Origin of the sequence: Nonomuraea sp. NPDC049655 (genome assembly GCF_044465465.1) — a bacterium.
Classification (GTDB): domain Bacteria; phylum Actinomycetota; class Actinomycetes; order Streptosporangiales; family Streptosporangiaceae; genus Nonomuraea.
The window spans coordinates 99168-120004 of sequence record NZ_JBITLS010000003.1 but is presented as its reverse complement, the minus strand read 5'-3'; the positions used below and the strand labels follow the sequence as shown (position 1 = coordinate 120004).

General features: G+C 73.8%; 20 protein-coding genes. 8 read left to right on the top strand and 12 right to left on the bottom strand.

Going from position 1 to position 20837, the window contains the following annotated elements:
• Positions 1-7: 7 nt before the first annotated feature.
• The gene (locus tag ACIBQ6_RS10260) at positions 8-1714 is read right to left on the bottom strand and encodes an IlvD/Edd family dehydratase (protein WP_397211101.1); all 1707 of its coding nucleotides are present in this window, start codon (positions 1712-1714) and stop codon (positions 8-10) included.
• A gap of 62 nt (positions 1715-1776) precedes the next feature.
• On the opposite strand from ACIBQ6_RS10260, the gene ACIBQ6_RS10255 reads away from it, so the two are divergent.
• A complete protein-coding gene (locus tag ACIBQ6_RS10255; RefSeq protein ID WP_397211099.1) occupies positions 1777-4080 on the top strand; it encodes a phosphoketolase in 2304 nt (767 codons plus the stop codon).
• Positions 4056-5234: an acetate/propionate family kinase gene (locus tag ACIBQ6_RS10250; protein WP_397211097.1), complete on the top strand. Its 1179-nt coding sequence runs from the start codon at positions 4056-4058 to the stop codon at positions 5232-5234. Before ACIBQ6_RS10255 ends, ACIBQ6_RS10250 begins: the two co-directional genes overlap by 25 nt.
• 7 nt (positions 5235-5241) lie before the next feature.
• On the opposite strand, the gene ACIBQ6_RS10245 is transcribed toward ACIBQ6_RS10250, so the two are convergent.
• The 3 genes from ACIBQ6_RS10245 to ACIBQ6_RS10235 form a co-directional block, all read right to left on the bottom strand.
• Positions 5242-6666: a PAS domain S-box protein gene (locus ACIBQ6_RS10245; RefSeq protein ID WP_397211095.1), complete on the bottom strand. Its 1425-nt coding sequence runs from the start codon at positions 6664-6666 to the stop codon at positions 5242-5244.
• 40 nt (positions 6667-6706) lie between these two features.
• The gene (locus ACIBQ6_RS10240) at positions 6707-7135 is read right to left on the bottom strand and encodes an ATP-binding protein (RefSeq protein WP_358286276.1); all 429 of its coding nucleotides are present in this window, start codon (positions 7133-7135) and stop codon (positions 6707-6709) included.
• A 93-nt stretch (positions 7136-7228) separates the two neighbouring features.
• On the bottom strand, positions 7229-7873 hold the full coding sequence (locus ACIBQ6_RS10235; protein ID WP_358286274.1) for a response regulator transcription factor: 645 nt from the start codon (positions 7871-7873) through the stop codon (positions 7229-7231).
• Between the two features lie 250 nt (positions 7874-8123).
• Between ACIBQ6_RS10235 and ACIBQ6_RS10230 the strand changes: the two genes are divergently transcribed.
• The 4 genes from ACIBQ6_RS10230 to ACIBQ6_RS10215 all read left to right on the top strand — a co-directional run bounded on the left by ACIBQ6_RS10230 (position 8124) and on the right by ACIBQ6_RS10215 (position 12419).
• Positions 8124-8606, top strand: a complete 483-nt coding sequence (locus tag ACIBQ6_RS10230; RefSeq protein WP_352351134.1) for a cation:proton antiporter regulatory subunit — start codon at positions 8124-8126, stop codon at positions 8604-8606.
• An 8-nt stretch (positions 8607-8614) separates the two neighbouring features.
• Complete coding sequence (locus tag ACIBQ6_RS10225; protein WP_352329071.1) at positions 8615-9775, top strand: cation:proton antiporter; 1161 nt, start codon at positions 8615-8617, stop codon at positions 9773-9775.
• Positions 9776-9792: 17 nt separating this feature from the next.
• Positions 9793-10410: a pentapeptide repeat-containing protein gene (locus ACIBQ6_RS10220; RefSeq protein WP_397211093.1), complete on the top strand. Its 618-nt coding sequence runs from the start codon at positions 9793-9795 to the stop codon at positions 10408-10410.
• 104 nt (positions 10411-10514) lie between these two features.
• Entirely contained in the window at positions 10515-12419 is a 1905-nt protein-coding gene (locus ACIBQ6_RS10215) for a hypothetical protein (RefSeq protein WP_397211091.1), read from the top strand.
• A gap of 21 nt (positions 12420-12440) precedes the next feature.
• On the opposite strand, the gene ACIBQ6_RS10210 is transcribed toward ACIBQ6_RS10215, so the two are convergent.
• The 3 genes from ACIBQ6_RS10210 to ACIBQ6_RS10200 all read right to left on the bottom strand — a co-directional run bounded on the left by ACIBQ6_RS10210 (position 12441) and on the right by ACIBQ6_RS10200 (position 14616).
• Complete coding sequence (locus ACIBQ6_RS10210; protein WP_397211089.1) at positions 12441-13433, bottom strand: hypothetical protein; 993 nt, start codon at positions 13431-13433, stop codon at positions 12441-12443.
• Positions 13423-13956, bottom strand: a complete 534-nt coding sequence (locus ACIBQ6_RS10205; RefSeq protein WP_397211087.1) for a copper resistance protein CopC — start codon at positions 13954-13956, stop codon at positions 13423-13425. Before ACIBQ6_RS10205 ends, ACIBQ6_RS10210 begins: the two co-directional genes overlap by 11 nt.
• Positions 13957-14052: 96 nt before the next feature.
• On the bottom strand, positions 14053-14616 hold the full coding sequence (locus tag ACIBQ6_RS10200) for a hypothetical protein (RefSeq protein WP_397211085.1): 564 nt from the start codon (positions 14614-14616) through the stop codon (positions 14053-14055).
• Positions 14617-14692: 76 nt separating this feature from the next.
• Between ACIBQ6_RS10200 and ACIBQ6_RS10195 the strand changes: the two genes are divergently transcribed.
• On the top strand, positions 14693-14995 hold the full coding sequence (locus tag ACIBQ6_RS10195; protein ID WP_397211083.1) for a hypothetical protein: 303 nt from the start codon (positions 14693-14695) through the stop codon (positions 14993-14995).
• Here ACIBQ6_RS10195 and ACIBQ6_RS10190 read toward each other — a convergent pair.
• The 3 genes from ACIBQ6_RS10190 to ACIBQ6_RS10180 all read right to left on the bottom strand — a co-directional run bounded on the left by ACIBQ6_RS10190 (position 14962) and on the right by ACIBQ6_RS10180 (position 17447).
• Complete coding sequence (locus tag ACIBQ6_RS10190) at positions 14962-15927, bottom strand: fatty acid desaturase family protein (protein WP_397212160.1); 966 nt, start codon at positions 15925-15927, stop codon at positions 14962-14964. The two genes, ACIBQ6_RS10195 and ACIBQ6_RS10190, sit on opposite strands and share 34 nt — an antisense overlap.
• Positions 15928-16150: 223 nt before the next feature.
• Positions 16151-16576, bottom strand: a complete 426-nt coding sequence (locus ACIBQ6_RS10185; RefSeq protein WP_357976749.1) for a nucleoside deaminase — start codon at positions 16574-16576, stop codon at positions 16151-16153.
• Positions 16563-17447 carry an LLM class flavin-dependent oxidoreductase gene (locus ACIBQ6_RS10180; RefSeq protein ID WP_397211081.1) on the bottom strand — a complete coding sequence of 295 codons (885 nt, stop codon included), beginning with the start codon at positions 17445-17447 and terminating at the stop codon, positions 16563-16565. The genes ACIBQ6_RS10185 and ACIBQ6_RS10180 overlap by 14 nt, the downstream gene beginning before the upstream one ends.
• Before the next feature lie 95 nt (positions 17448-17542).
• Between ACIBQ6_RS10180 and ACIBQ6_RS10175 the strand changes: the two genes are divergently transcribed.
• Complete coding sequence (locus tag ACIBQ6_RS10175; RefSeq protein ID WP_387669459.1) at positions 17543-18001, top strand: Lrp/AsnC family transcriptional regulator; 459 nt, start codon at positions 17543-17545, stop codon at positions 17999-18001.
• A gap of 36 nt (positions 18002-18037) precedes the next feature.
• On the opposite strand, the gene ACIBQ6_RS10170 is transcribed toward ACIBQ6_RS10175, so the two are convergent.
• Complete coding sequence (locus tag ACIBQ6_RS10170; protein ID WP_397211079.1) at positions 18038-19177, bottom strand: FAD-dependent monooxygenase; 1140 nt, start codon at positions 19175-19177, stop codon at positions 18038-18040.
• A 25-nt stretch (positions 19178-19202) separates the two neighbouring features.
• Complete coding sequence (locus ACIBQ6_RS10165) at positions 19203-20771, bottom strand: MFS transporter (RefSeq protein ID WP_358286251.1); 1569 nt, start codon at positions 20769-20771, stop codon at positions 19203-19205.
• Between the last annotated feature and the right edge of the window lie 66 nt (positions 20772-20837).

Here is a 20837-nt window from a genome sequence, read left to right as displayed (position 1 = left end):
TTTGCTCTCAATGGGACTCCCGGCCGGGGGCGTCGCCGGAGGAGCCCGTCAGGAAGTCGAGGTCGGCGCCGAGGTGCGCCTGGGTGACGTGGTCGACGTACAGGCGCTCCCAGCCGCGGGCCGGCCTGGCGTGGCCGGTCATGACCGGCTCCCTGGCGGCCAGCTCGGCCTCCGGGACGTCCACGTCCAGCCTCCTGGCGGCCACGTCGAGCACGATCGGGTCGCCGGTGCGCACCCGCGACAGCGGGCCGCCGGCCGCCGCCTCCGGCGAGGCGTGCAGGACGACCGTGCCGTACGCGGTGCCGCTCATCCGGGCGTCGCTGACCCGCACCATGTCGCGCACGCCCCTGGCCAGCAGCTTGCGCGGCAGCGGCAGGTTGCCGACCTCCGGCATGCCCGGGTAGCCCCTGGGGCCGCAGCCGCGCAGCACCAGCACCGAGGTCTCGTCGACGTCGAGGCCGGGCGAGTCGAGCCGGGCGCGGGCGTCCTCGACGCCGTCGAAGACTATCGCCCGGCCGCGGTGGCGCAGCAGCTCCGGCGAGGCGGCCGCGGGCTTGATCACGGCGCCGTCGGGCGCGAGGTTGCCGCGCAGCACGGCGATGCCCGCATCGGGCAGCAGCGGGTCGGAGCGCCGCCGGATCACGGTGTCGTCCCAGATCTCGGCGCCGGCCAGGTGCTCGACCAGCGGCCTGCCGGTGACGGTGATCGCCGCGGGGTCGAGCAGGTCCTCGACCTCCCGCAGCAGGGCGGTCAGGCCGCCCGCCCGGAACAGGTCGTCCATCAGGTGGCGGCCGGCGGGCTGGAGGTCGGCCAGCAGCGGCACGCCCGAGCCGGCCCGGTCGAAGTCGTCGAGGCTCAGCTCGACGCCGAGCCGCCCGGCGATGGCCAGCAGGTGCACGACCGCGTTGGTCGAGCCGCCGATCGCGGCCAGCGTCACGATGGCGTTGAGGAAGGAGGCCCTGGTCATGACGTGGCTGGGGCGGCGGCCCGCGTGTACCAGCTCGACGGCCAGCCGGCCGCTGTCGTGCGCGCGTTCCAGCAGGCGGCTGTCGGGGGCCGGGGTGCCGGCTGTGCCGGGCAGCGTCATGCCGAGCGCCTCGGCCATGCAGGCCATGGTGGAGGCGGTGCCCATCGTGTTGCAGTGGCCGCGGCTGCGGATCATGGACGACTCGGAGGCGAGGAACGCCTCGCGGGAGAGCGTGCCGGCCCGCACCTCCTCGCTGAGCCGCCACACGTCGGTGCCGCAGCCGAGCGGCACGCCGCGGAAGTGGCCGGTCAGCATGGGCCCGCCGGGCACGACGAGCGCCGGCAGGTCGACCGAGGCGGCGGCCATGAGCAGCGCCGGAACGGTCTTGTCGCAGCCGCCGAGCAGCACCACGCCGTCGATCGGGTTGGCCCGCAGCAGCTCCTCGGCGGCCATCGCGGCCAGGTTCCGCCAGAGCATGGCGGTCGGGCGCACGTTCGTCTCGCCCAGCGACAGGACCGGCAGGTCGAGCGGCACGCCCCCGGCCGCCCACACGCCGTTCATGACGCTGCGGGCGACCTCGTCGAGGTGGGAGTTGCAGGGCGCGAGGTCGGAGGCGCTGTTGGCGATCGCGATGTGCGGCCGCTCGCCCTCGAACGCCTCGCGCGGCAGGCCGCGGCGCATCCAGGCCCGGTGGATGTAGGAGTTCCTGTCGTCACCGGAGTACCAGAGGGAACTGCGCAGCGCCATGTGACGGCACATTATCGGCAGCCCGGGGATTCAGCACCGCCTGCGGAGGAATGGGCAGGGGCATGGACCACATAGACGCGTACTGGCGGGCGGCCAACTACCTGTCCGTCGGGCAGATCTACCTGCTGGACAACCCGCTGCTGACCGAGCCGCTGCGCCCCGAGCACGTCAAGCCGCGGCTGCTCGGCCACTGGGGCACCACCCCGGGGCTGAACTTCTGCTTCGCCCATCTCAACCGGGTGATCTCCGAGCGCGACCAGGACATGATCTACATCGCCGGTCCCGGCCACGGCGGGCCCGCCGCCGTCGCGCACGCCTGGCTGGAGGGCTCCTACACCGAGCGCTATCCGGACGTCTCGCAGGACGTCGAGGGCATGCGGCGGCTGTTCCGCCAGTTCTCCTTCCCCGGCGGCATCCCCAGCCACGTCGCGCCCGAGACCCCCGGCTCCATCCACGAGGGCGGCGAGCTGGGCTACTCCCTCGCCCACGCCTACGGCGCCGCGTTCGACAACCCCGGCCTGGTGGTGGCCTGCGTCATCGGCGACGGCGAGGCCGAGACCGGCCCACTGGCCGCGAGCTGGCACTCCAACAAGTTCCTCGACCCCCGGCGCGACGGCGTCGTGCTCCCCATCCTGCACCTGAACGGCTACAAGATCGCCAACCCCACCGTGCTCGCCCGTATCCCCGAGCAGGACCTGTTCAAGCTCATGGAGGGCTACGGCTACCGCCCCCACCTGGTCGGCCCCTCGCACGAGGAGATGGCCGCCACCCTCGACACCGTCTTCGACGAGCTGGCCGAGTACAAGGACGGCCAGGACCGGCGGCTGCCGATGATCGTGCTGCGCACCCCGAAGGGCTGGACCGGCCCGCGCGAGGTGGACGGCAAGCCGGTCGAGGGCACCTGGCGGGCCCACCAGGTGCCGCTGGCCGGGGTCCGGGAGAACCCGGCGCACCTGGCGATGCTGGAGGAGTGGATGCGCTCGTACCGGCCGCAGGAGCTGTTCGGCTCCGACGGCAGGCCGGTCGAGGAGGTGCTGGCGACGGTGCCGCGGGGACCGCTGCGGATGAGCGCGAACCCGCACGCCAACGGCGGCGAGCTGCTGCAGCCGCTGCGACTGCCGGACTTCCGCCGGCACGCGGTCGAGGTCAAGTCCCCGGCCGCCCAGCTGACCGAGCCGACGCGGGTGCTCGGCGGGTTCCTGCGCGACGTGATCGCCGGCAACCCGCGCAACTTCCGGCTGCTGGGCCCCGACGAGACCGCCTCCAACCGGCTGCAGGACGTGTTCGAGGTCACCGACCGGGCGTGGGAGGCCGAGCTGCTGCCCACGGACGAGAACCTGGCCCCGGGCGGCCGGGTGATGGAGGTGCTCAGCGAGCACCTGTGCCAGGGCTGGCTGGAGGGCTACCTGCTGACCGGCCGGCACGGCCTGTTCAACTGCTACGAGGCGTTCATCCACATCATCGACGCCATGTTCAACCAGCACGCCAAGTGGCTGGAGTCGTCGCAGAAGATCGCGTGGCGGCGGCCGGTGGCGTCGCTGACGTACCTGCTGTCGTCGCACGTGTGGCGGCAGGACCACAACGGCTTCAGCCACCAGGACCCCGGCTTCCTGGACGTGGTCGTCAACAAGAAGGCGTCGGTGGTGCGGGTCTACCTGCCGCCGGACGCCAACACCCTGCTGTCGGTGGCCGACCACTGCCTGCGCTCGCGCGACTACGTCAACGTGATCGTGGCGGGCAAGCAGCCGGTGCTGGACCTGTTCACCATGGAGGAGGCGATCGCGCACAACACGCGCGGCCTGGGCATCCTGCCGTGGGCCTCCACCGACCAGGGCAGCGAGCCGGACGTGGTGCTGGCCTGCGCGGGCGACGTGCCGACCCAGGAGACGCTGGCCGCCGCGGCGCTGCTGCGCGAGCACCTGCCGGAGCTGAAGGTGCGCGTCGTCAACGTGGTGGACCTGATGCGGCTGCAACCACGGTCGGAGCATCCGCACGGCCTGCCGGACGCCGAGTTCGACACGCTGTTCACCGTGGACCGGCCGATCATCTTCAACTTCCACGGCTACCCCTCGCTCATCCACCAGCTCGCCTACCGCCGCACCGGGCACGCCAACATGCACGTGCGCGGCTACAAGGAGGAGGGCACCACGACCACGCCGTTCGACATGGCCATGCTCAACGACATCGACCGCTACCACCTGGTCATCGACGTCATCGACCGGGTGCCGGGGCTCGGCTCCAAGGCCGCGCACCTGCGCCAGCGGATGAGCGACGCGCGGCTGCGGGCCCGCGCCCACACCAGGGAGCACGGCGAGGACCCGGCGGAGATCAGGTCGTGGACATGGCCGGCCGAATACTCGTCCTGAACACCGGCTCCTCCTCCATCAAGTACGAGCTGGTGGACGTGCGCACCCGGGAGCGGCCGGCGCGCGGGCTGGTGGAGCGCATCGGCGAGGAGCGGGGGCGGCTGACGCACCACGCCGGCGGCGGGCCGCCGTACGTGCGGGAGGAGCGGTTCGCCGGGCACGCCGAGGGGCTGGCGGCGATGCTGGAGGCGTTCGCGCGGGCCGGGCCCGAGCTGGCGCCGGTCGCGGTCGGGCACCGGGTCGTGCACGGCGGCACCCGCTTCACCGGCCCGGCGCTCGTCGACGACGAGGTGATCGCCGCGATCGAGGAGCTGGCGCCGCTCGCGCCGCTGCACAACCCGGTGAACCTGGCCGGGATCCGGGTGGCACGGGCGGCGTTCCCCGGCGTGCCGCAGGTGGCGGTGTTCGACACGGCGTTCCAGCTCACGCTGCCGCCGCAGGCGTACACGTACGCGGTGCCGCGGGCCTGGCGGGAACTCGGCGTGCGGCGCTACGGCTTCCACGGCACCTCCTGCGCCTACGTCTCCCGCCGCGCCGCCGCCCTGCTCGGCCGCGACCTGGCCGGCCTCGACCTGGTCGTGCTGCACCTGGGCAACGGCGCCAGCGCGACGGCGATCTCCGGCGGGCGCAGCGTGGACACCTCCATGGGGCTGACACCGCTGGAGGGGCTGGTGATGGGCACCCGTTCCGGCGACGTGGACCCCGCGATCGCCGGCTACCTGGCGCGGGTGCGCGGCCTGGGCGGCGAGGAGGTGGAACGCGCGCTCAGCCACGAGGGCGGCCTGCGCGCCCTGGCCGGGACGCTCGACATGCGCGAGGTGCGGGCCCGCGGCGACGAGGAGGCCCGGCTGGCCCTGGAGGTCTACACCCGGCGCATCCGCAAGTACGTCGGCGCGTACTACGCCCTGCTCGGCCGCCTGGACGCCATCGTGTTCACCGGCGGCGTCGGCGAGCACGACGCCGCCACCCGCGCGGAGTCCCTGGCCGGGCTCGACCGGCTCGGCATCACCGTGGACCCCGCGCTGAACGCGGCCGGCCCGGCCGGGGAGCGGGCGGTCTCGCCGCCGGGCGCGGAGGTGGCGGTGCTGGTCGTGCCCACGGACGAGGAGTGGGAGATCGCCCGCCAGTCCCTGGAGATGCTCCCCCGCAGCTGAGCGACGGTCAGGCGTGCGGGACGGCCGGGACCCAGAAGTCCACGGTGGTCCCGGCCCCCGGCCGGTCGGTCAGGCTCCACCAGCCGCCCGCGATCTCGGCCCGTTCGCGCATCTCGATCAGCCCGAAGTGGCGCAGCGGCCCCTCGGCGCCCGGCAGCAGCCCGGCGCCGTCGTCGGCGACGCGCACATGCACGCCGCGGTCGAGCGAGACCAGCGAGAGCCTGATCGAGGTGGCACGGGCGTGCTTGCGCACGTTGGTGATCGCCTCCTGGCAGATCCGGAAGATGGTGACGGCCGCCTCGGGCGGCGGGTCGGCGTCGAGGCGGTGGTCGATCTCGAACGACAGGCCGGTGCCGGCCGTCACCTGCCGCAGGTAGCCGGCCAGGCCCTCGACCAGGCCCTCCTCGTCGAGGGCCGGCGGGCGCAGCTCGAAGGTCAGGTCGCGCAAGCGGGCGACAGCGGCCTCGACGGCCTCGCCGATGCCGCGCACCTCGGCGGCCCGCTCACCGGCGAGGGCGCTCTCCATCGCGCGCAGGCGCATGCCGACGGCGACCATGGACTGGATCGTGTCGTCGTGCACGTCGTAGGCGATGCGCCGGCGTTCGACCTCCTGGGCGCGGACCAGGTGGGCCAGCAGCATGCCGCGTTCGTCGAGGGCGCGGGCCACGTTGCGGCGCTCGGTCAGGTCGCGGGTGACCTTGCCGAACCCGCGCAGCTCGCCGCGGTCGTCGTGCAGGGCGGTGATGACCACGCTGGCCCAGAACCTGGTGCCGTCCTTGCGGACGCGCCAGCCCTCCTCCTCCCACCGGCCGTCGGCGACGGCGACCTCCAGCTCCATGGCGGGTTTGCCGGCCGCGACGTCCTCGGGCGGGTAGAAGACCGAGAAGTGGCGGCCGATGATCTCCTCGGCGCGGTAGCCCTTGATGCGCTCGGCGCCGGCGTTCCAGCTGACGATCCGGCCCTGGGCGTCGAGCATGAAGATGGCGTAGTCGACGACGTTCTGGACCAGCAGGCGGAAGCGCTCCTCGCTGTCGCGCATCGCCTGCTCGGCCAGGCGGCGCTCGGTCAGGTCGCCGGTGACCTTGCCGAACCCGCGCAGCAGGCCCCGCTCGTCGCGCAGGGCGGTGATGACCACCCGCGCCCAGAACCGGGCGCCGTCCTTGCGGACGCGCCAGCCCTCGTCGGCCACCCGGCCGACCGCCGCCGCGCGGCCCAGCAGCTGTTCCGGACGACCGGCCGCGACAGCCTCGGGCGGGTAGAACACCGAGAAGTGCCGGCCGATGATCTCCTCGGCCCGGTAGCCCTTGATGCGCTCGGCGCCGGCGTTCCAGCTGGTCACATGCCCCGTGGGGTCGAGGAGACAGATCGAGTAGTCGACGACGCTGCGGACGAGCAGCTGGATGTCCTCTGACTGCCTGTCTTGACCGGGCATACTGCAGCTTCGCACGGCCCGGCGGCAGACCGAAACTCGATCATGCCCTGGAGCGCTCCTGGGCGGGCGCGACGGCGTGCGGCGCCAGCTCGCACCACACCACCTTGCCGCCTTCGCCGCCCCCCTCGGCGCGGGCGACGCCCCAGCCGGTGGACAGCAGCTCGATGACGTGCAGGCCCCAGCCGTTGTCCGGCCCGGGCTCGCGCGGCTCGGGCAGGCGGTGGCCGCAGTCGCGCACCTCGATCCGCACGTGGGAGGGGGTGCAGCGGATGCGTAAGGCGGGCGGGCCGTCGCCGTGCACGAGCGCGTTGGTCACCAGCTCGGAGACCACGAGCAGGACGTCCTCGCGGCGCCCGCGGTAGCCGCACGCGGCCAGCACCTCACGTGCTCTCTGTCGGGCCGCGGTGATGCTGCCCATCTCTTCCGGCAGCTGGGTGTCCACCTGGTACGGCGCAGCGAAACTGCCCACCCTCCTACTGTCGGGCAGTACAGGACTGATCACGAGACGCAGTGGAACCACCTCTACCGGTGCGGATGAGGGGCGCCGTCTGGTGCGTCTGCGTCAGTCGAGCAGCCCTTCCCTGCGCGCGACGGCCACGGCCTCCAGCTTGGACCGGGCCCCGAGCTTCTCCAGGACGTGCTGGACGTGGTTGCGCGCGGTGTTGCGGGCCACGCCGAGCCGCGCGCCGATCTCGTCCGTGCTCGCCCCTTCGGCCAGCAGCCGCAGCGTCTCGCGCTCGCGCGCGGTCAGCGCCGCACCCGGGCTCCGCACCCGGCCGGTCAGCCGGTCGAGCACGCCGGGCAGCAGGCCCGGCGCGAACACCACGCCGCCGGCGGCCACCTCGCGCACCGCCGACTCCAGCTCCTCCAGCCTGGACGACTTCACCAGCAGGCCCGCCCCGCCCGCCTCCACCACCCGCGCGGCGACGGAGGCGGTGGCCTCCCCGGTGAGCACCAGCACCCGGGCCCCGGGCGCGACCGCCGCGAACCGGCTGATCGCCTCGACGCCGTCGCCGTCGGGCAGCCGCCGGTCGAGCACCACGACGTCGGGCCGGCGGCGGGCGGCCGCGGCGAGCGCGGCGGCGACCGTGCCCGCCTGCGCCACGACCTCGATGCCCGGCGCCCGGCCGAGCGCCAGGCCGATGGCCTCGGCCACCATCGCGTGGTCCTCCACGAGCAGCAGCCGGATGGAGGAAGTGGTCGGCATGGCTTCGTCTCGCCTCTCCCGCGGCAACGTCCCCGGCATCTTCCCACCCGCGTCCCGCCCGCGCCTGTTGTTCCCGCGCGGGCCGGACGGGTGACGCCTCTTGTTCCCGCGCGGGCCGGACGGGTGACGCCGCGGGCGGCCGGAGAGCGCCGGACGGCATGCGAGGGCGGGATACGAGGAGGTCAAGCGGGCGGAGACCGTTGGTAGTGTTGTCCAGAAATATGCGTATTTTTTGGGATGGGTGGGATAGGTGGAGGTTGAGCAGACAGCGTTGCCGGGCATCGGGCTTCGGCACGATTTCACCACCCGCGCCGGCCAGCGGGTAGGCATCGTCTCGCACCGCACCGGCCGTCGCGACCTGGTGATCTACGACAAGGACGACCCCGACCGCGCCTGTCAGACGGTCAAGCTGAACGACGAGGAGGCCGACGCCCTGGCCGAGCTCCTCGGCGCCCCCCGCATCGTGCAGCGGCTCAACCAGCTGCACCAGCAGGTCGAGGGCCTGGTCAGCGTCCAGCTCCCCATCCCGTCCGGCTCCCCCTACGCCGGGCGCACCATGGGCGAGGCCCGGGTCAGGACCCGTACCAGCGCCTCCATCGTCGCCGTGGTCCGCGGCGGCCAGGTGTTCGCCAGCCCCGGCCCCGACTTCGTCTTCCGCGAGGGCGACGTCGTGGTCGTGGTGGGGAGCGCGGACAGCACCGCGGACGTCGCCGGCATCCTGGCTGACGGGTAGGACCGCGGGTGCACGAAACCGCGGTCATCTTTCTCGAGTTCGGTGCTGTTCTTCTGGGTCTGGGGGTTCTGGGCGCGCTCGCGCTGCGCGGCGGCATCTCACCGATCCCGCTCTACCTGATCGCCGGTCTGGCGTTCGGCACGGGCGGCGTGCTGCCGCTGGCGACCAGCGAGGAGTTCATCTCGGTCGGCGCGGAGCTGGGCGTCGTCCTGCTGCTGCTGACGCTCGGCCTGGAGTACAACGCCGACGAACTGGTCACCAGCCTCACGAGCAACGCGCGGGCCGGCATCGTCGACCTCGTGCTGAACGCCGCCCCCGGCGCGATCTGCGCCTTGCTGCTGGGCTGGGGGCCGGTCGCAGCGGTGGCCATGGCGGGCGTCACCTACGCCACCTCCTCCGGCATCACCGCCAAGGTGCTGTCCGATCTGGGATGGATCGGTAACAGGGAGACGCCGACGGTGCTGTCCCTGCTGGTGTTCGAGGACCTGACCATGGCGGTCTACCTGCCGGTCCTCACCACGTTGCTGGCGGGCCTGAGCCTGGTCAGCGGGGCGATCTCGGTCGGCATCGCGCTCGGCACGGTGAGCGTCGTGCTCGTCGTGGCGCTGCGCTTCGGACGTTTCATCGAGGCGTTCGTGTCGAGCCCCAACTCCGAGGTGCTGCTGCTGAAGGTGGTCGGGCTGGCGCTGCTGGTGGCCGGGCTGGCCCAGCAGCTGCAGGTCTCGGCGGCGGTCGGCGCGTTCCTGGTCGGGATCGCGCTGTCGGGGCAGCTCGCGCACGACGCGCAGGCACTGCTCGCGCCGCTGCGCGACCTGTTCGCGGCGGTGTTCTTCGTCTTCTTCGGGTTCCAGACCGATCCGGCGAAGATCCTGCCGGTGGCGGGGCTGGCCGCGCTGCTGGCGCTGGTGAGCATGGTGACCAAGCTCCTGACGGGCGCGTACGCGGCCAGACGGGCGGGCATCGGCAAGGCCGGTCAGGCACGGGCGGGCATCGCCCTCATCCCGCGCGGCGAGTTCAACATCGTCATCGCGGGCCTGGCGGTGGGCGCCGGGGCCCATCCCGACCTCGGGGCCCTGGCGGCGGCGTACGTGCTGATCCTGGCGGCGTTCGGGCCGCTGGCGGCCAAGCTCGTCCAGCCGCTCATCACGGCCATCGCGAACAAGGCGTGATCCGCTAGTTTGTTCGCATGGCCGACCGTAAGCACGGGGTGCCCGCGCCCCCGATCGAGACGACGATCCACGCCGACGACTGGGACAGGACGGAGATCGCCGGTGAGACCTTCCACCGGGTCCTGTTCCAGGGCGTCGACCTGACCGAGCTGGTCGACCAGGGGGCGTCGTTCGAGGAGTGCACGTTCAGGAACGTGCGGCTCAACGTCTCCACCCACGAGGACGCGTGCTTCCTCAACTGCCTGTTCAGCCGGTGCTCCCTGTTCGACGCCACGTTCAGGGGGTGCAAGCTGACCGGCAGCATGTTCGACGGCTGCACCTTCGGGCTGCTGAAGGTCGACGGCGGCGACTGGTCCTACACCGGGCTGCCCGGCGCCGACCTGCGCGGCAGCGCCTTCCACGGCGTCCGGCTGCGCGAGGCCGACCTGACCGGGGCCCGGCTCGCCGGGGCCGAGCTGCGCCGTACCGACCTGTCGGGGGCCTGGCTGCACGGCGCCGACCTCACCGGCTGCGACCTGCGCGGCAGCGACCTGAGCACGCTCGACCCGCACACGGTCACGCTCAAGAAGGCGGTCATCGACCCCTTCCAGGCCACGGTCATCGCCGAGGCCCTGGGCCTGGAGGTCCGCTCCTGACCGCCGGCCTGGAGGTCCGCTCCTGACCGCCGGCCTGGAGGTCCGTTCCTGAGGCACTGGGCCTTGAGGTCCGCTCCGGCGGCGGGGTCGGCGATGATGGCGGTGTGCCGAACGCCGATCTCCACGACGCCGAGCGGGCCGTGGCCGCCGCGCTCGCCCACGGCCGCGCCGTCGACCTGCGCACCGGCGACCCCGCCGCCGACGACCCGGCCGCGGCCGCGTCCTGGGACCCCGGCCGCACGGTCCGGGGCGAGGTGCTGGCCGGGCTGCTGCTCGGCGGGTTCGACGAGCCCGCCGCCAAGCCGCGGCTGATCCTGGCGGGGGCGCGGATCACGGGCGCGCTCAACCTGGCGTTCGCCGAGCTCCCCTTCCCCGTCACCTTCCAGGGCTGCGCCTTCGACGCCGCCCCCGACCTCTACCACGCCCGCACCCGCTTCCTCAGCTTCAGCGGCTCGCGGCTGCCCGGCCTGACCGCCTCGAACGTCCAGGTCGAGGGCAACCTGCGGCTGGCGGGCAGCCACGTCACCGGCGAGCTGCGGCTGCCCGGCGGCCGGATCAGCGGCAACCTCGTGCTCAACTGCGCCCGCCTGAGCCACCCGGCGGGCACGGCGCTCAACGGCGAGCACCTCGACGTGGCCGGTCACCTGCGCGCCCAGGACGGCTTCGCCTGCGACGGCACGCTCGTCCTGGCCTCCGCCCGGATCGGCGGCGCGGTCGAGCTGGACGGCGCCCGACTCAACGCGCCGGGCGGCACGGCCCTGGAGGCGTCCAACGTGATCGTCCAGGTCGGGCTGTTCGCGCGGGACGTGGAGGCCGACGGCGAGGTCAGCCTGCGGTTTGCCCGCGTGTCCGGCCCGCTCACGTTACGCGGCTCGCGCATCCGGCGGCCGGGCGGGCTCGCGCTGCGCGCCACCGGGCTCAACGCCGAGGCGGGCCTCTTCCTGGCCGGGCTGACGGCCGAGGGGCAGGTGCGCCTCAACCGCTCGGTCATCGGCGGCACCCTCGGCCTGGAGGGCGCGCGGCTGAGCGCCCCGGGCGGCGTGGTGGTCGCAGCCGACGGCCTCACCGTGAACGGCTCGCTGCTGGCCTGGCGGGGGCTGCGCGCCGAGGGCGAGTTCAGCCTGCTCGACGCCACGGTCACCGGACCGGCGCACTTCGAGGGCGCGACCCTGGTCAACCCCGGCGGGGCCGCGCTGTCGGCCAACGGCCTGTCGGTGGGCAAGGTGCTCAACCTCTGCGACGGCTTCTCCGCCCGCGGCCGGATCAGGCTGACCAGCGCCCAGGTCGGCAGCCGCCTGTGCCTCGACGACGCCACCCTGTCGGCGCCCGGCGAGGTGGCGCTGAAGTGCTGGCGGCTGGAGGCCCGCGAGCTGGCGCTGCGCACGGCCGCGCCGGTCGAGGGGGTGGTGGAGTTACGGTACGCGCGGATCGGCGTCCTGCGTGACGACCCCGCCGGGTGGCCGCGGGCGATGCGCATGGACGGGCTGTCGTACGAGGTGCTCGACCCCATGCTGCCGGCCGCCGGGCGGCTGCGCTGGCTGCGTACCGACCCCGACGGTTACCTGCCGGGCGCCTACGAGCAGCTGGCCGCGATGTACCGGCGGCTCGGCGCCGACGCCGACGCCCGCGAGACGCTGCTGGCCGGCCAGCGGCGACGCCGCGCCGCGCTCCCCGGGTACGCCCGCTTCTGGGGCCACCTCCAGGACGCCACCGTCGGCTACGGCTTCCGCCCCCTGCGCGCGGCGGCCTGGCTGGCCGCGCTGCTGGCCGCGGGCACGGTCGTGTTCGGGCTCGACGTGCCGCCGCCGTTGAAGCCGGGCGAGGCGCCGCCGTTCCACGCGCTGGTCTACACCCTCGACCTGCTGCTGCCGATCATCGACCTCGGGCAGGAGAAGGCCTACAACCCGCAGGGCGGCGCGCAGTGGCTGGCCTGGGGGCTCATCATGGCCGGATGGGTGCTGGCCACGACGATCGCCGCCGGTCTGACCCGCTCGCTGCGCCGGACCTGAGGCGCGCGATCCTGGGGCCCGTCAGCACAGTGCCATGGCCGTCTGCCACAGGCTGGGCAGGGCGGCCAGCACGTGGTCGCCGCGGCGGCGCCGGTCGGCGAACGTCTCGGCGCCCAGCTCGGCCAGCAGCTCCTGGAAGCCCTCCTCGTACCCGGCCGGCGCGCCGGCGGCGGCGCGTTTGTCCAGGCAGCGCGCGTATGTGGCGACCAGCCAGAACACCGCCTCCCGGTGGAGCCCGGCGGCGACGAGCTCGCGGCTGCCGTCGATGGCGATCGGACGCGCCTGCGGCGTGATGTCGGAGGTGAAGCGGTAGGAGGGCGCCTCCAGCCCGGCCGTCGCGTCGAAGACCGCCTCCAGGGCCGCCAGGTGCCGCTCCACCCGCTGGGGGGTCATCCGCGCGCAGCCCAGCAGTTCGAGCAGGTGCTCGTGCCAGTCGAGCCGGCCGTGCCCGGCCAGCAGCTCGCGCACGGCGGCGTACCGGCGGCGCACGGTCGGGTTGCGCAGCCCGGCGACCAGCAGGACGTGCGTGGTCACGCCTGTGCCGAACAGCCAGGACGCCACCTGTTCGGGGACGGGCGCGTTCTCGTCCATGGAGTTGATCCAGCCGCGCACCCGGTCCATCGCCTGCGTGCAGCGGGCGATGATCCAGGGCCGCTCGGCGAAGTCGCGGGCCACCAGGCGCTGGATCTCGCCGAGCCGCCCGGTCGGGTCGGCCAGCACGCTGGGCAGGTGGAAGCTGCCGGCCAGGTGGTAGTCGCTCAGCACCTCGTGGGTGGAGCCGATGCGGGCGATGCCGGAGACCTCCAGCAGGACGCCCTCGTAGCGGAACTTGCCGATCGCGGGCGGCGGGTCGGCGAGCACCGTCACGTCCACGTCGGACGTGCAGCCCAGCTCCGTGCCCGGGGCCGCCCACAGCGCGGACCCGGTCAGGAACGCCCCCTCGAACCCGGGCAGGCGGGCGCCCTCGTCGAGCACCCACTGCCGCGCGAGCTGCCTGGCCCGCTCAACCAGCATCCACGTCCTCCCGGTCAGGGCCGCGGCGCGCGCCCCTGATCAGGAGGACCGCGCCCAGCACGACGAGCACCGCCAGCCCGCCCCAGATCCAGCCGGGGACGCCCGTCGCGGCGGGCCGTTCCTCGACGGGCGAGGGCGCCGCTGCCGGTTGCGAAGTAGATCCTTTCATGACGAACGGGATTTCGCCCTCGATCGGATGTCCGTCCGAGGACACGACACGCCAGGCGATCACGTACGAACCGGGCGCGGGCTGCCGGGGCACCTCGGCGAACACCTTGGGCCCCTCGACGCGGGGCTTGCCGACCTCGACGGCCTTGCCCGCCGCGTCGTGCAGCACGACGAAGGGGAACTGGACGTGGGCGTTGAACTCCAGCTCGATCCGCTCGATCGCGGACAACTGCGCGTTCTTGGCCGGTGAGCTGCTCTTGAGCGTGTCGTGGGCGAGCGCCGCGGTGGACGGCAGCAGCGCCAGGAGGGCCGCGCAGGCGAGCGCGGCCAGGCGGAAGGACCAGGAGGGTTTCATGGGAGCTCCGGATGCGGACGGCCGGGCCGGCGCCGGGGCGCCGTCCGGGCACGGAAGAGCAAGGACGGGGACGCGTCCTGGACCGGACGCGGCACTTCAGCGGAGGCGGAGCCGCCGGGGTGGTCCTCGCCTGGTGACCGTGCGGCAGGCGGTCCTGCCCATCGGAGTGGGGACGTCGGCGTACGCCGGAGGGCGCCCGCCGGGGCGGCGCGGCGGGGTCAGCGCCTCGACCGGCGCGAGCGGCAGCGGCCCGAGGATCGGGGGCGGCGCGGCGGACAGGCGGATCATGAGCCACAGCGCGCGTTCGCCGCGGTGCAGCCACCAGGCCGTCAGCGCGGCCACGGTGAGGTGGACCAGCGCCATGGCGGGCGCGGGATGACCGTGCCCGGCGGCGGCGCCCGTGGCGGGCGCGAGGCGTTCGAAGAGCTGGTGCAGCACGAGCTGGGTGAGCGTGGTGGCGGCCAGGATCGCCGCGGGGCCGCGTTCGCGGCCGTTGATCGTGAACGCGGCGGCGAGGGCGGCCAGCACCCCGAGCGCGCCGCCCCAGAGCGGGACGGCCCCGCCACCGGCCAGCAGGTGCCCCGCCGCGGACACCAAGCCGCAGACCGTCGCGAACACGACGGCCCGCGACAGACGCAGCCAGACGGACGCGGCGGTCACAGCCGCCATCCTTACACAACCGCCACACTTACCAGGCGGCGCGTTCGGCGTGTCCGCGCGGGGGCAGCGGACTCTGATGGACTTCGCCCGAGGCGATGGGCCGGATCTGGAACTGGTGGTCCGGCGGGAGCTGACCGACGCGGGTTTCAACGTCGAGCCGTCCCTGCTGCCGGTCGACGGGGGGCTCACCGTCTGGCTCGATCCGTCCCGCGGCGTGGTGGTCGTCTGGGGTCCGGCCGGCACCGACACCGCCGCCCACCTGGCGAAGTACGCGACCATCCGCACCGCGGTCCTGCTCGCGCTGCGGATGGTCCTGGCCGGGGCCGGCCACGAGATCCGGGAGGATCAGGAGGGCCTGGAGCTGGTGGTCACCTCCTGAGGGGCGCGCAGCGGCGCCCCGACGTCGTGCAGGTGCCGCATGGCCTGGGCCCACGACTCGACGAGCCCGCACTCGACGTACGCGACGCCGAGCTCCCGGCAGTACTCGCGCACGAGGGGCCGGGCGCGGCGCAGGTTGGCCGAAGGCATGCCGGGGAACAGGTGGTGCTCGATCTGGTAGTTGAGCCCGCCGAGCGCGACGTTCATCAGCCGGCCGCCGCGCACGTTCCTGGAGGTCAGCACCTGGCGGCGGAGGAAGTCCAGGGAGTCCTCGGCGGTGAGCACCGGCATGCCCTTGTGGTTGGGCGCGAACGTGCAGCCCAGGTACACGCCGTAGCAGGCCTGGTGCACGGCGAGGAAGGCGAGCGCCTTGCCGGGCGGCAGCACCGCGAACACCCCCGCGAGGTAGGCCAGGTTGTGCACGACGAGCAGCAGCCCCTCGGTGCGTCCGCCCTTCACCCTGCGCAGGGCGCGGAAGCCGGCCACCTTCAGGTTCAGGCCCTCCAGGGTGAGCAGGGGGAAGAACAGGAACGCCTGCCACCTGCCGATGAAGCGGGGCAGCCCGCGGCTGGCCTCGGCCTGCCGCCGCGACCAGATGAGGATGTCGGGCGCGACGTCGGGGTCGTGGTCCTCGTGGTTGGGGTTGGCGTGGTGGCGGGTGTGCTTGTCCATCCACCAGCCGTAGCTGAGCCCGACGGTCAGGTTGCCGACCACCAGCCCGGCGATCCTGCTGCGCCGCCGCGACCGGAACACCTGGCCGTGCGCCAGGTCGTGGGCCAGCAGCGTGACCTGGGCGAAGGCGACGGCCAGCAGCGCCGCGACGCCGAGCTGCCCCCAGGAGTCGCCGACCGCGGCGAACAGCGTCCACCCTCCGGCGAACAGGGCGGCCACCAGGCCGATCCTGATCGCGTAGTAGGCGGGCCGCCGCTCCATCAGCCCCGCCTGGGCGATGCGGCGCGACAGCTGCGCGAAGTCGCTCCCCCGGGGCGCGGCGCGAGGGGTTTCCACCACGGTCAATGCTCTCTCCGATGCTGGTGAGGCGGGCGTGAACACTCCTCAGCATCGCGGCGGCGGCCTTCCGGCGGACCCCCGCTGTCACCCGTCCTGATGGTGGGGCAGGCCCTACCATCGGCGGCCCCCGGCGGGGCCGCGCGGGTCAGCGGTAGTAGCCCTCCAGCGGGGCGCTGGCCTCGGCGTACAGGGCCGGGCCCTCCTGCGGGACGTGCGGCCAGCCGGGGCCGGTCTTCAGGCCGGCGAGCTGCTCGTTCGACAGGGCGTACACCACGCGGCCGAGGCCGGAGCGTTCGATGGCGCCCGCGCACATGCCGCACGGCTGGCAGCTGGTGTACATGGTGGTGGCGGCCGCGGCCTCCGGGGTCAGCTCGCGGGCGGCCCAGCGGGCCAGCTTCAGCTCCGGGTGGGCGGAGATGTCGCGGTCGCCGAGGACCGTGTTGTGCTCCTCGGCCAGCACCTCGCCGCCGGGGCCGGCCAGCAGCGAGCCGAAGGGGGCCTCGCCGTTCGCGCGGGCGCGGGCGGCCAGCTCGATGGCCCGGCGCAGCAGGGTCTCGTCATCGGGGGTCATCGTCGTCCTCCTTGGACGGGTCGCGGGATTCGAGGTCCCAGTGGCCGGCCACGGCGGCGAGCGCGTGCCAGGCCGTCTGGGGGTGCAGCGTCTCGGCGGGGTCGCCGGCGAACGGGTCGAGCACGACGGTGTCGGCGCCCAGCTGCCGCAGCGCGTCGAGGTCGGCCAGAACCTGGTCGAGGGTGCCCTCCCCGGCGTGGCGGCCGGGGCCGGTGACCGGCTCGGCGGTCAGCCGCAGCAGGATGCGCGGCGCGAACGCGGGCACCGGGCGGCCGAGCTCGCCGGCGACGTCCGCCAGCCGCCCGGCGGCCTCGCGCAGCCAGGGCAGGGTGTTGCGCAGGGGGTGCCACGCCTGGCCCAGCCGTACGGCGCGGCGCAGGCCGGCCTCGCCGTTGCCGCCGACCCAGAACGGGATGGGCCCGGCGCGGTAGTCGTCGGCGGCGGCGGACCAGGCGGCGCGCATGGCCAGCAGGTGGTCGTCGGTCAGCCGTCCGCGCCGCTCGAACGGCACCCCGAGCGCGTCGAACTCCTGCCGCGCCCAGCCGATGCCCACGCCGAGCACCAGCCGGCCGCCGCTGAACCGGTCGAGGTTGGCCGCCATCCGGGCCATCACCAGCGGATGCCGGTACGGCACGATGAGCACCGAGGTGCCGAGCCTGACCCGCGTGGTGATCCCGGCCAGCCAGGAGAGCGTGGTGAACGGCTCGTAGAAGGGACCCGGGTACTGCTGGGCGACGTCGGGGGTGATCGCGACGTGGTCGGAGATCATCAGCAGGTCGTAGCCGAGGCCCTCGACGGTCTGCGCCCATCGCCGCAGCGCGGCCGGGTCGGTGCCGGGCCCGAAGTTCGGTACGTTCACGCCGATTCTCATGACACCGAAGGCTATCCAGGCCGTCCCGCCGGACTGAAGGCCCCGCTCACGGTGTGCGGCGGGGATCGCCGTGGATCTGCCGGTATATTCGCCGGATGGCCGAGGATCTCGACGACACCGACTGGGCGATCCTGGCGGAGCTGCAGCGGGAGGGCCGGCTGCCGCTGACCGAGCTGGGCCGCCGGGTCAACCTCAGCGCCTCGGCGACGACCGAGCGGGTCAGGCGGCTGGAGGCGCTGGGCGTCATCGCCGGCTACCGGGCGGAGGTCGATCTGGGCAAGGTCGGGTTCGGCGTGCTGGCCGTCGTGCGGCTGAAGTACCCCGGCAGCCGGCACGAGCCGCTGCGCCGCCTGCTCGGCGAGCGCCCGGAGATCCTCGAGTGCCTGCGCACCACCGGCGAGGACTGCTACACGCTGAAGGTGGCGGCCGGCTCGATGCCCCACCTCGAACGCGTCATCGACGAGCTGGCCCGGTTCGGCAGCACCACGACCAGCATCGTCTACAGCCAGACCCTGCCCTACCGGGGCCCGGCCGCCCCGCCCGCACGGATCTGAGGCGGGCGCGCCGGGGCCTCCCGGAGGGCGGCGGGGTCAGATCGGCTGCAGCGCGGGAGCGGTGCGGGGCGCCGCCTCGTCGCCGTAGATGTGCAGGTCGGCGCGGAAGGCCCGCAGGTACGCCCGCCGGTCGTGGAACGTGGCGGCCAGGGCGTCGCCGTAGTCGATGAGCTGCCGGTGCGCCTGCCGGCGCGGCTCGTAGCGGGCCTGGAGCAGCTTGTCGAGCAGCGGCAGGTCGCCGCCGGCCGCGGAGATGACGTCGGCCAGGATCTCGGCGTCGTACAGGGTGTAGCTCATGCCCATGCCGGTCATCGGGTGGCAGGCGAAGGCGGCCGAGCCGAGCAGCGCGGCGTTGCCCCTGTGGTACGCCCCCACCCGCAGCGACGAGACCCTGATCGGCTGCCAGGCGGCGGCCTGCAGGGAGGCGAAGGCGTCGGTGCTGTCGGTGACGAAGCCCTTCAGCATGTCGGGCAGGCCGGCGGCGCCCCGGCCGAAGACCTCGTCGTCCTGCTCGGGGGGCAGGCCGACGAACACCCTGGCCTGGTCCTTGTCGAGCGGGTAGAGGTAGGCGAGCCAGCCGCCGGAGCTGAAGTAGAGCCGGTTGAGCTGGGCGACGCTGGCGCTCAGCGGCACGGTGGCCACCCGCATCAGCAGCCGGTCGTAGGGCATGGTGACCTGGTCGATGTCGAGCGCCCGGCGCACGGCCGACCTGGTGCCGTCGGCGCCCACGACCACGTCGGCGCGCAGCCGGCTGCCGTCGGACAGCGTCAGCAGCTCGATGCGGTCGCCCTCGCGCTCGACGTGCTCGATGGCGGCGTCGAAGCAGAACTCGACGCCCTCCATCGCGCAGCAGGCGTAGATGAGCTCGACCAGCTCGCGGTAGGGGCGGATGAGGAAGCCCCCGTCGGGGAAGCGGCACTCCCGGATCGGCTCGCCGTCGTGGTAGTAGCGGATGAGGTCGCGCCGCAGGCCGTGGCGCTCGACGAGCTCGGCCAGCCCGTGGCGGGCCAGCACCCGCAGGCCGGGGGGCTTGAGGAAGTCGGCGCCCGCGCTGGGGATCGAAGGTCCCTGCTCGATGACGACGACGCGCTGCCCGCGGCGGCGCAGCAGCAGTGCGAGGAAACAGCCGCCGAGCCCGGCGCCGACGATGGCCACGTCGCACGAGGTGGTTGCCATGACGAGAGCCCTTCTTGAGGTTGAACTAGACGTGCGTGGTTCCGTAGGTCTCCGAGCTCTCTGCCGCCCGGGGCCTCGGGATGTGATCCCTGGGGGTCGTGCGGGTCTCGACAGGCAGCAGCGCGTCGGCCTCCGCCGCGACGGTGGCGAGGGTCATGCGCAGCTCCAGCAGCAGCCGGCGCGGCACCTTGATCATGTCGTCGCCCGGGTCGGTCCGCAGCCGGGTGATCTTGGTGAGTGCGATGGCCCCGATGAACACCGAGATGGCCACGCACATGGCGAGCGCGCCGGCCAGCCCGGCCAGCGGGCCGGTCAGGATGAACGGGTGGTCGATGACGAGGGACACCACGGCGATGCCGACGGCCCCGCCGACCATGCGGGCCATGGTGGCCGCGCCGACGGCGGAGGCGTACTGGCTGGGGCGGGCGGCCAGGGTGGTGGCCACGGAGGTGCCGGGCGCCAGCGCGCCGACGCCCATGCCGACCACGACGCTGGCGATCAGGCCCCACACCGTCGGCCCCGACTGGGTCAGCACCAGCACGCACGCGCCGCCGCAGAGCAGGGAGCCGGCGTAGATCAGGCCGTACGCGCCGATGTGCTTGAGCAGCTTGCCGGCCAGGTAGCTGGTGACGACGACGGCCACCGAGGTGGGCGTCAGCCACATCGCCACCTCCAGCATCGGGTAGCCGAGGTGCAGCAGGTACAGCGGCTGCACGGTGAGCAGCCCGTAGGACAGGGCGCCGAAGAACCAGGTGGCCAGCCAGCCCCAGACGAACTTGCGCTGCCGCCACAACGCCAGGTCGATGGCGGGCAGGCGGTGATGCCTGGCCTGGGCCAGCGCGCCGCCGAGCAGCGCCAGGGCCGCGACGGCCAGCCACACGACGTCCATGCCCCAGGCCATGGCCTTGGAGATGGCCAGCACGATCACCGCGATCCCGGCGGCCAGCAGCCAGGCGCCGAGCACGTCCGGCACGCCCTTGGCCGCGGCGCGCCTGCCGGACGGGAGCGCGGCGCAGGCGATCAGCAGCGCGACGCCCATGACGACGTCGGGCACGAACAGGGCGCGCCAGTCGACGGTGGCGGCCAGCCAGCCGCCGCCGGCCTGCATGAGCAGGCAGCCGAGCCCGGAGGCCGAGCTCCACAGCGCGATCGCGCCCCGGCGCTGCGACTCGGGCAGCTCGCCGAGCAGCAGCCCGAGGCTGGCCGGGATCATCGCCGCCGCGCCCGCGCCCTGCACCGCCCGCGCGGCCAGCACGAACGACCAGGACGACGCGGCCACGGTGGCGATCCCGCCGGCCACGAAGACCACCAGCCCGAACGCCAGCACCCGGCGGCGGCCGAACAGGTCGGCCCAGCGGCCGGCCGTGGCCAGCAGCGCCGCGATCGGGATGAAGGCGGCGCTGGTCAGCCAGACCAGGTCGCCCAGCGGCATGCCGGCGCCCGCGGGGGTGTAACGCAGCACGCCGACGGCCAGGGTGGTGGCCGTGGTGTCGGCCATCACGGTCAGCATCACGCCCGCGCCGACCAGCCGCAGCATCACGGCGTGACGGCGGGTCACGCCGGTTGCTCTGACGGCCACTGGTGTCTCACGCACTCGGTCCTCCTCGCAAGAAAGCCTCAGGTTCCCCGCCGGCCGGCACACTGCGGTGGGTGCGACCGG

What these genes read in the sequence shown, in the direction of transcription:
- ACIBQ6_RS10210 (WP_397211089.1), bottom strand. Translation starts at nt 13,433, where the DNA reads ATGCTGGTTGAGCGGGCCAGGCAGCTCGCGCGGCAGTGGGTGCTCGAC.
- ACIBQ6_RS10180 (WP_397211081.1), bottom strand. Translation starts at nt 17,447, where the DNA reads ATGAGAATCGGCGTGAACGTACCGAACTTCGGGCCCGGCACCGACCCG.
- ACIBQ6_RS10175 (WP_387669459.1), top strand. Translation starts at nt 17,543, where the DNA reads ATGGCCGAGGATCTCGACGACACCGACTGGGCGATCCTGGCGGAGCTG.
- ACIBQ6_RS10205 (WP_397211087.1), bottom strand. Translation starts at nt 13,956, where the DNA reads ATGAAACCCTCCTGGTCCTTCCGCCTGGCCGCGCTCGCCTGCGCGGCC.
- ACIBQ6_RS10220 (WP_397211093.1), top strand. Translation starts at nt 9,793, where the DNA reads ATGGCCGACCGTAAGCACGGGGTGCCCGCGCCCCCGATCGAGACGACG.
- ACIBQ6_RS10255 (WP_397211099.1), top strand. Translation starts at nt 1,777, where the DNA reads ATGGACCACATAGACGCGTACTGGCGGGCGGCCAACTACCTGTCCGTC.
- ACIBQ6_RS10185 (WP_357976749.1), bottom strand. Translation starts at nt 16,576, where the DNA reads ATGACCCCCGATGACGAGACCCTGCTGCGCCGGGCCATCGAGCTGGCC.
- ACIBQ6_RS10235 (WP_358286274.1), bottom strand. Translation starts at nt 7,873, where the DNA reads ATGCCGACCACTTCCTCCATCCGGCTGCTGCTCGTGGAGGACCACGCG.
- ACIBQ6_RS10260 (WP_397211101.1), bottom strand. Translation starts at nt 1,714, where the DNA reads ATGGCGCTGCGCAGTTCCCTCTGGTACTCCGGTGACGACAGGAACTCC.
- ACIBQ6_RS10250 (WP_397211097.1), top strand. Translation starts at nt 4,056, where the DNA reads ATGGCCGGCCGAATACTCGTCCTGAACACCGGCTCCTCCTCCATCAAG.
- ACIBQ6_RS10190 (WP_397212160.1), bottom strand. Translation starts at nt 15,927, where the DNA reads ATGGAGCGGCGGCCCGCCTACTACGCGATCAGGATCGGCCTGGTGGCC.
- ACIBQ6_RS10245 (WP_397211095.1), bottom strand. Translation starts at nt 6,666, where the DNA reads ATGCCCGGTCAAGACAGGCAGTCAGAGGACATCCAGCTGCTCGTCCGC.
- ACIBQ6_RS10170 (WP_397211079.1), bottom strand. Translation starts at nt 19,177, where the DNA reads ATGGCAACCACCTCGTGCGACGTGGCCATCGTCGGCGCCGGGCTCGGC.
- ACIBQ6_RS10195 (WP_397211083.1), top strand. Translation starts at nt 14,693, where the DNA reads ATGGACTTCGCCCGAGGCGATGGGCCGGATCTGGAACTGGTGGTCCGG.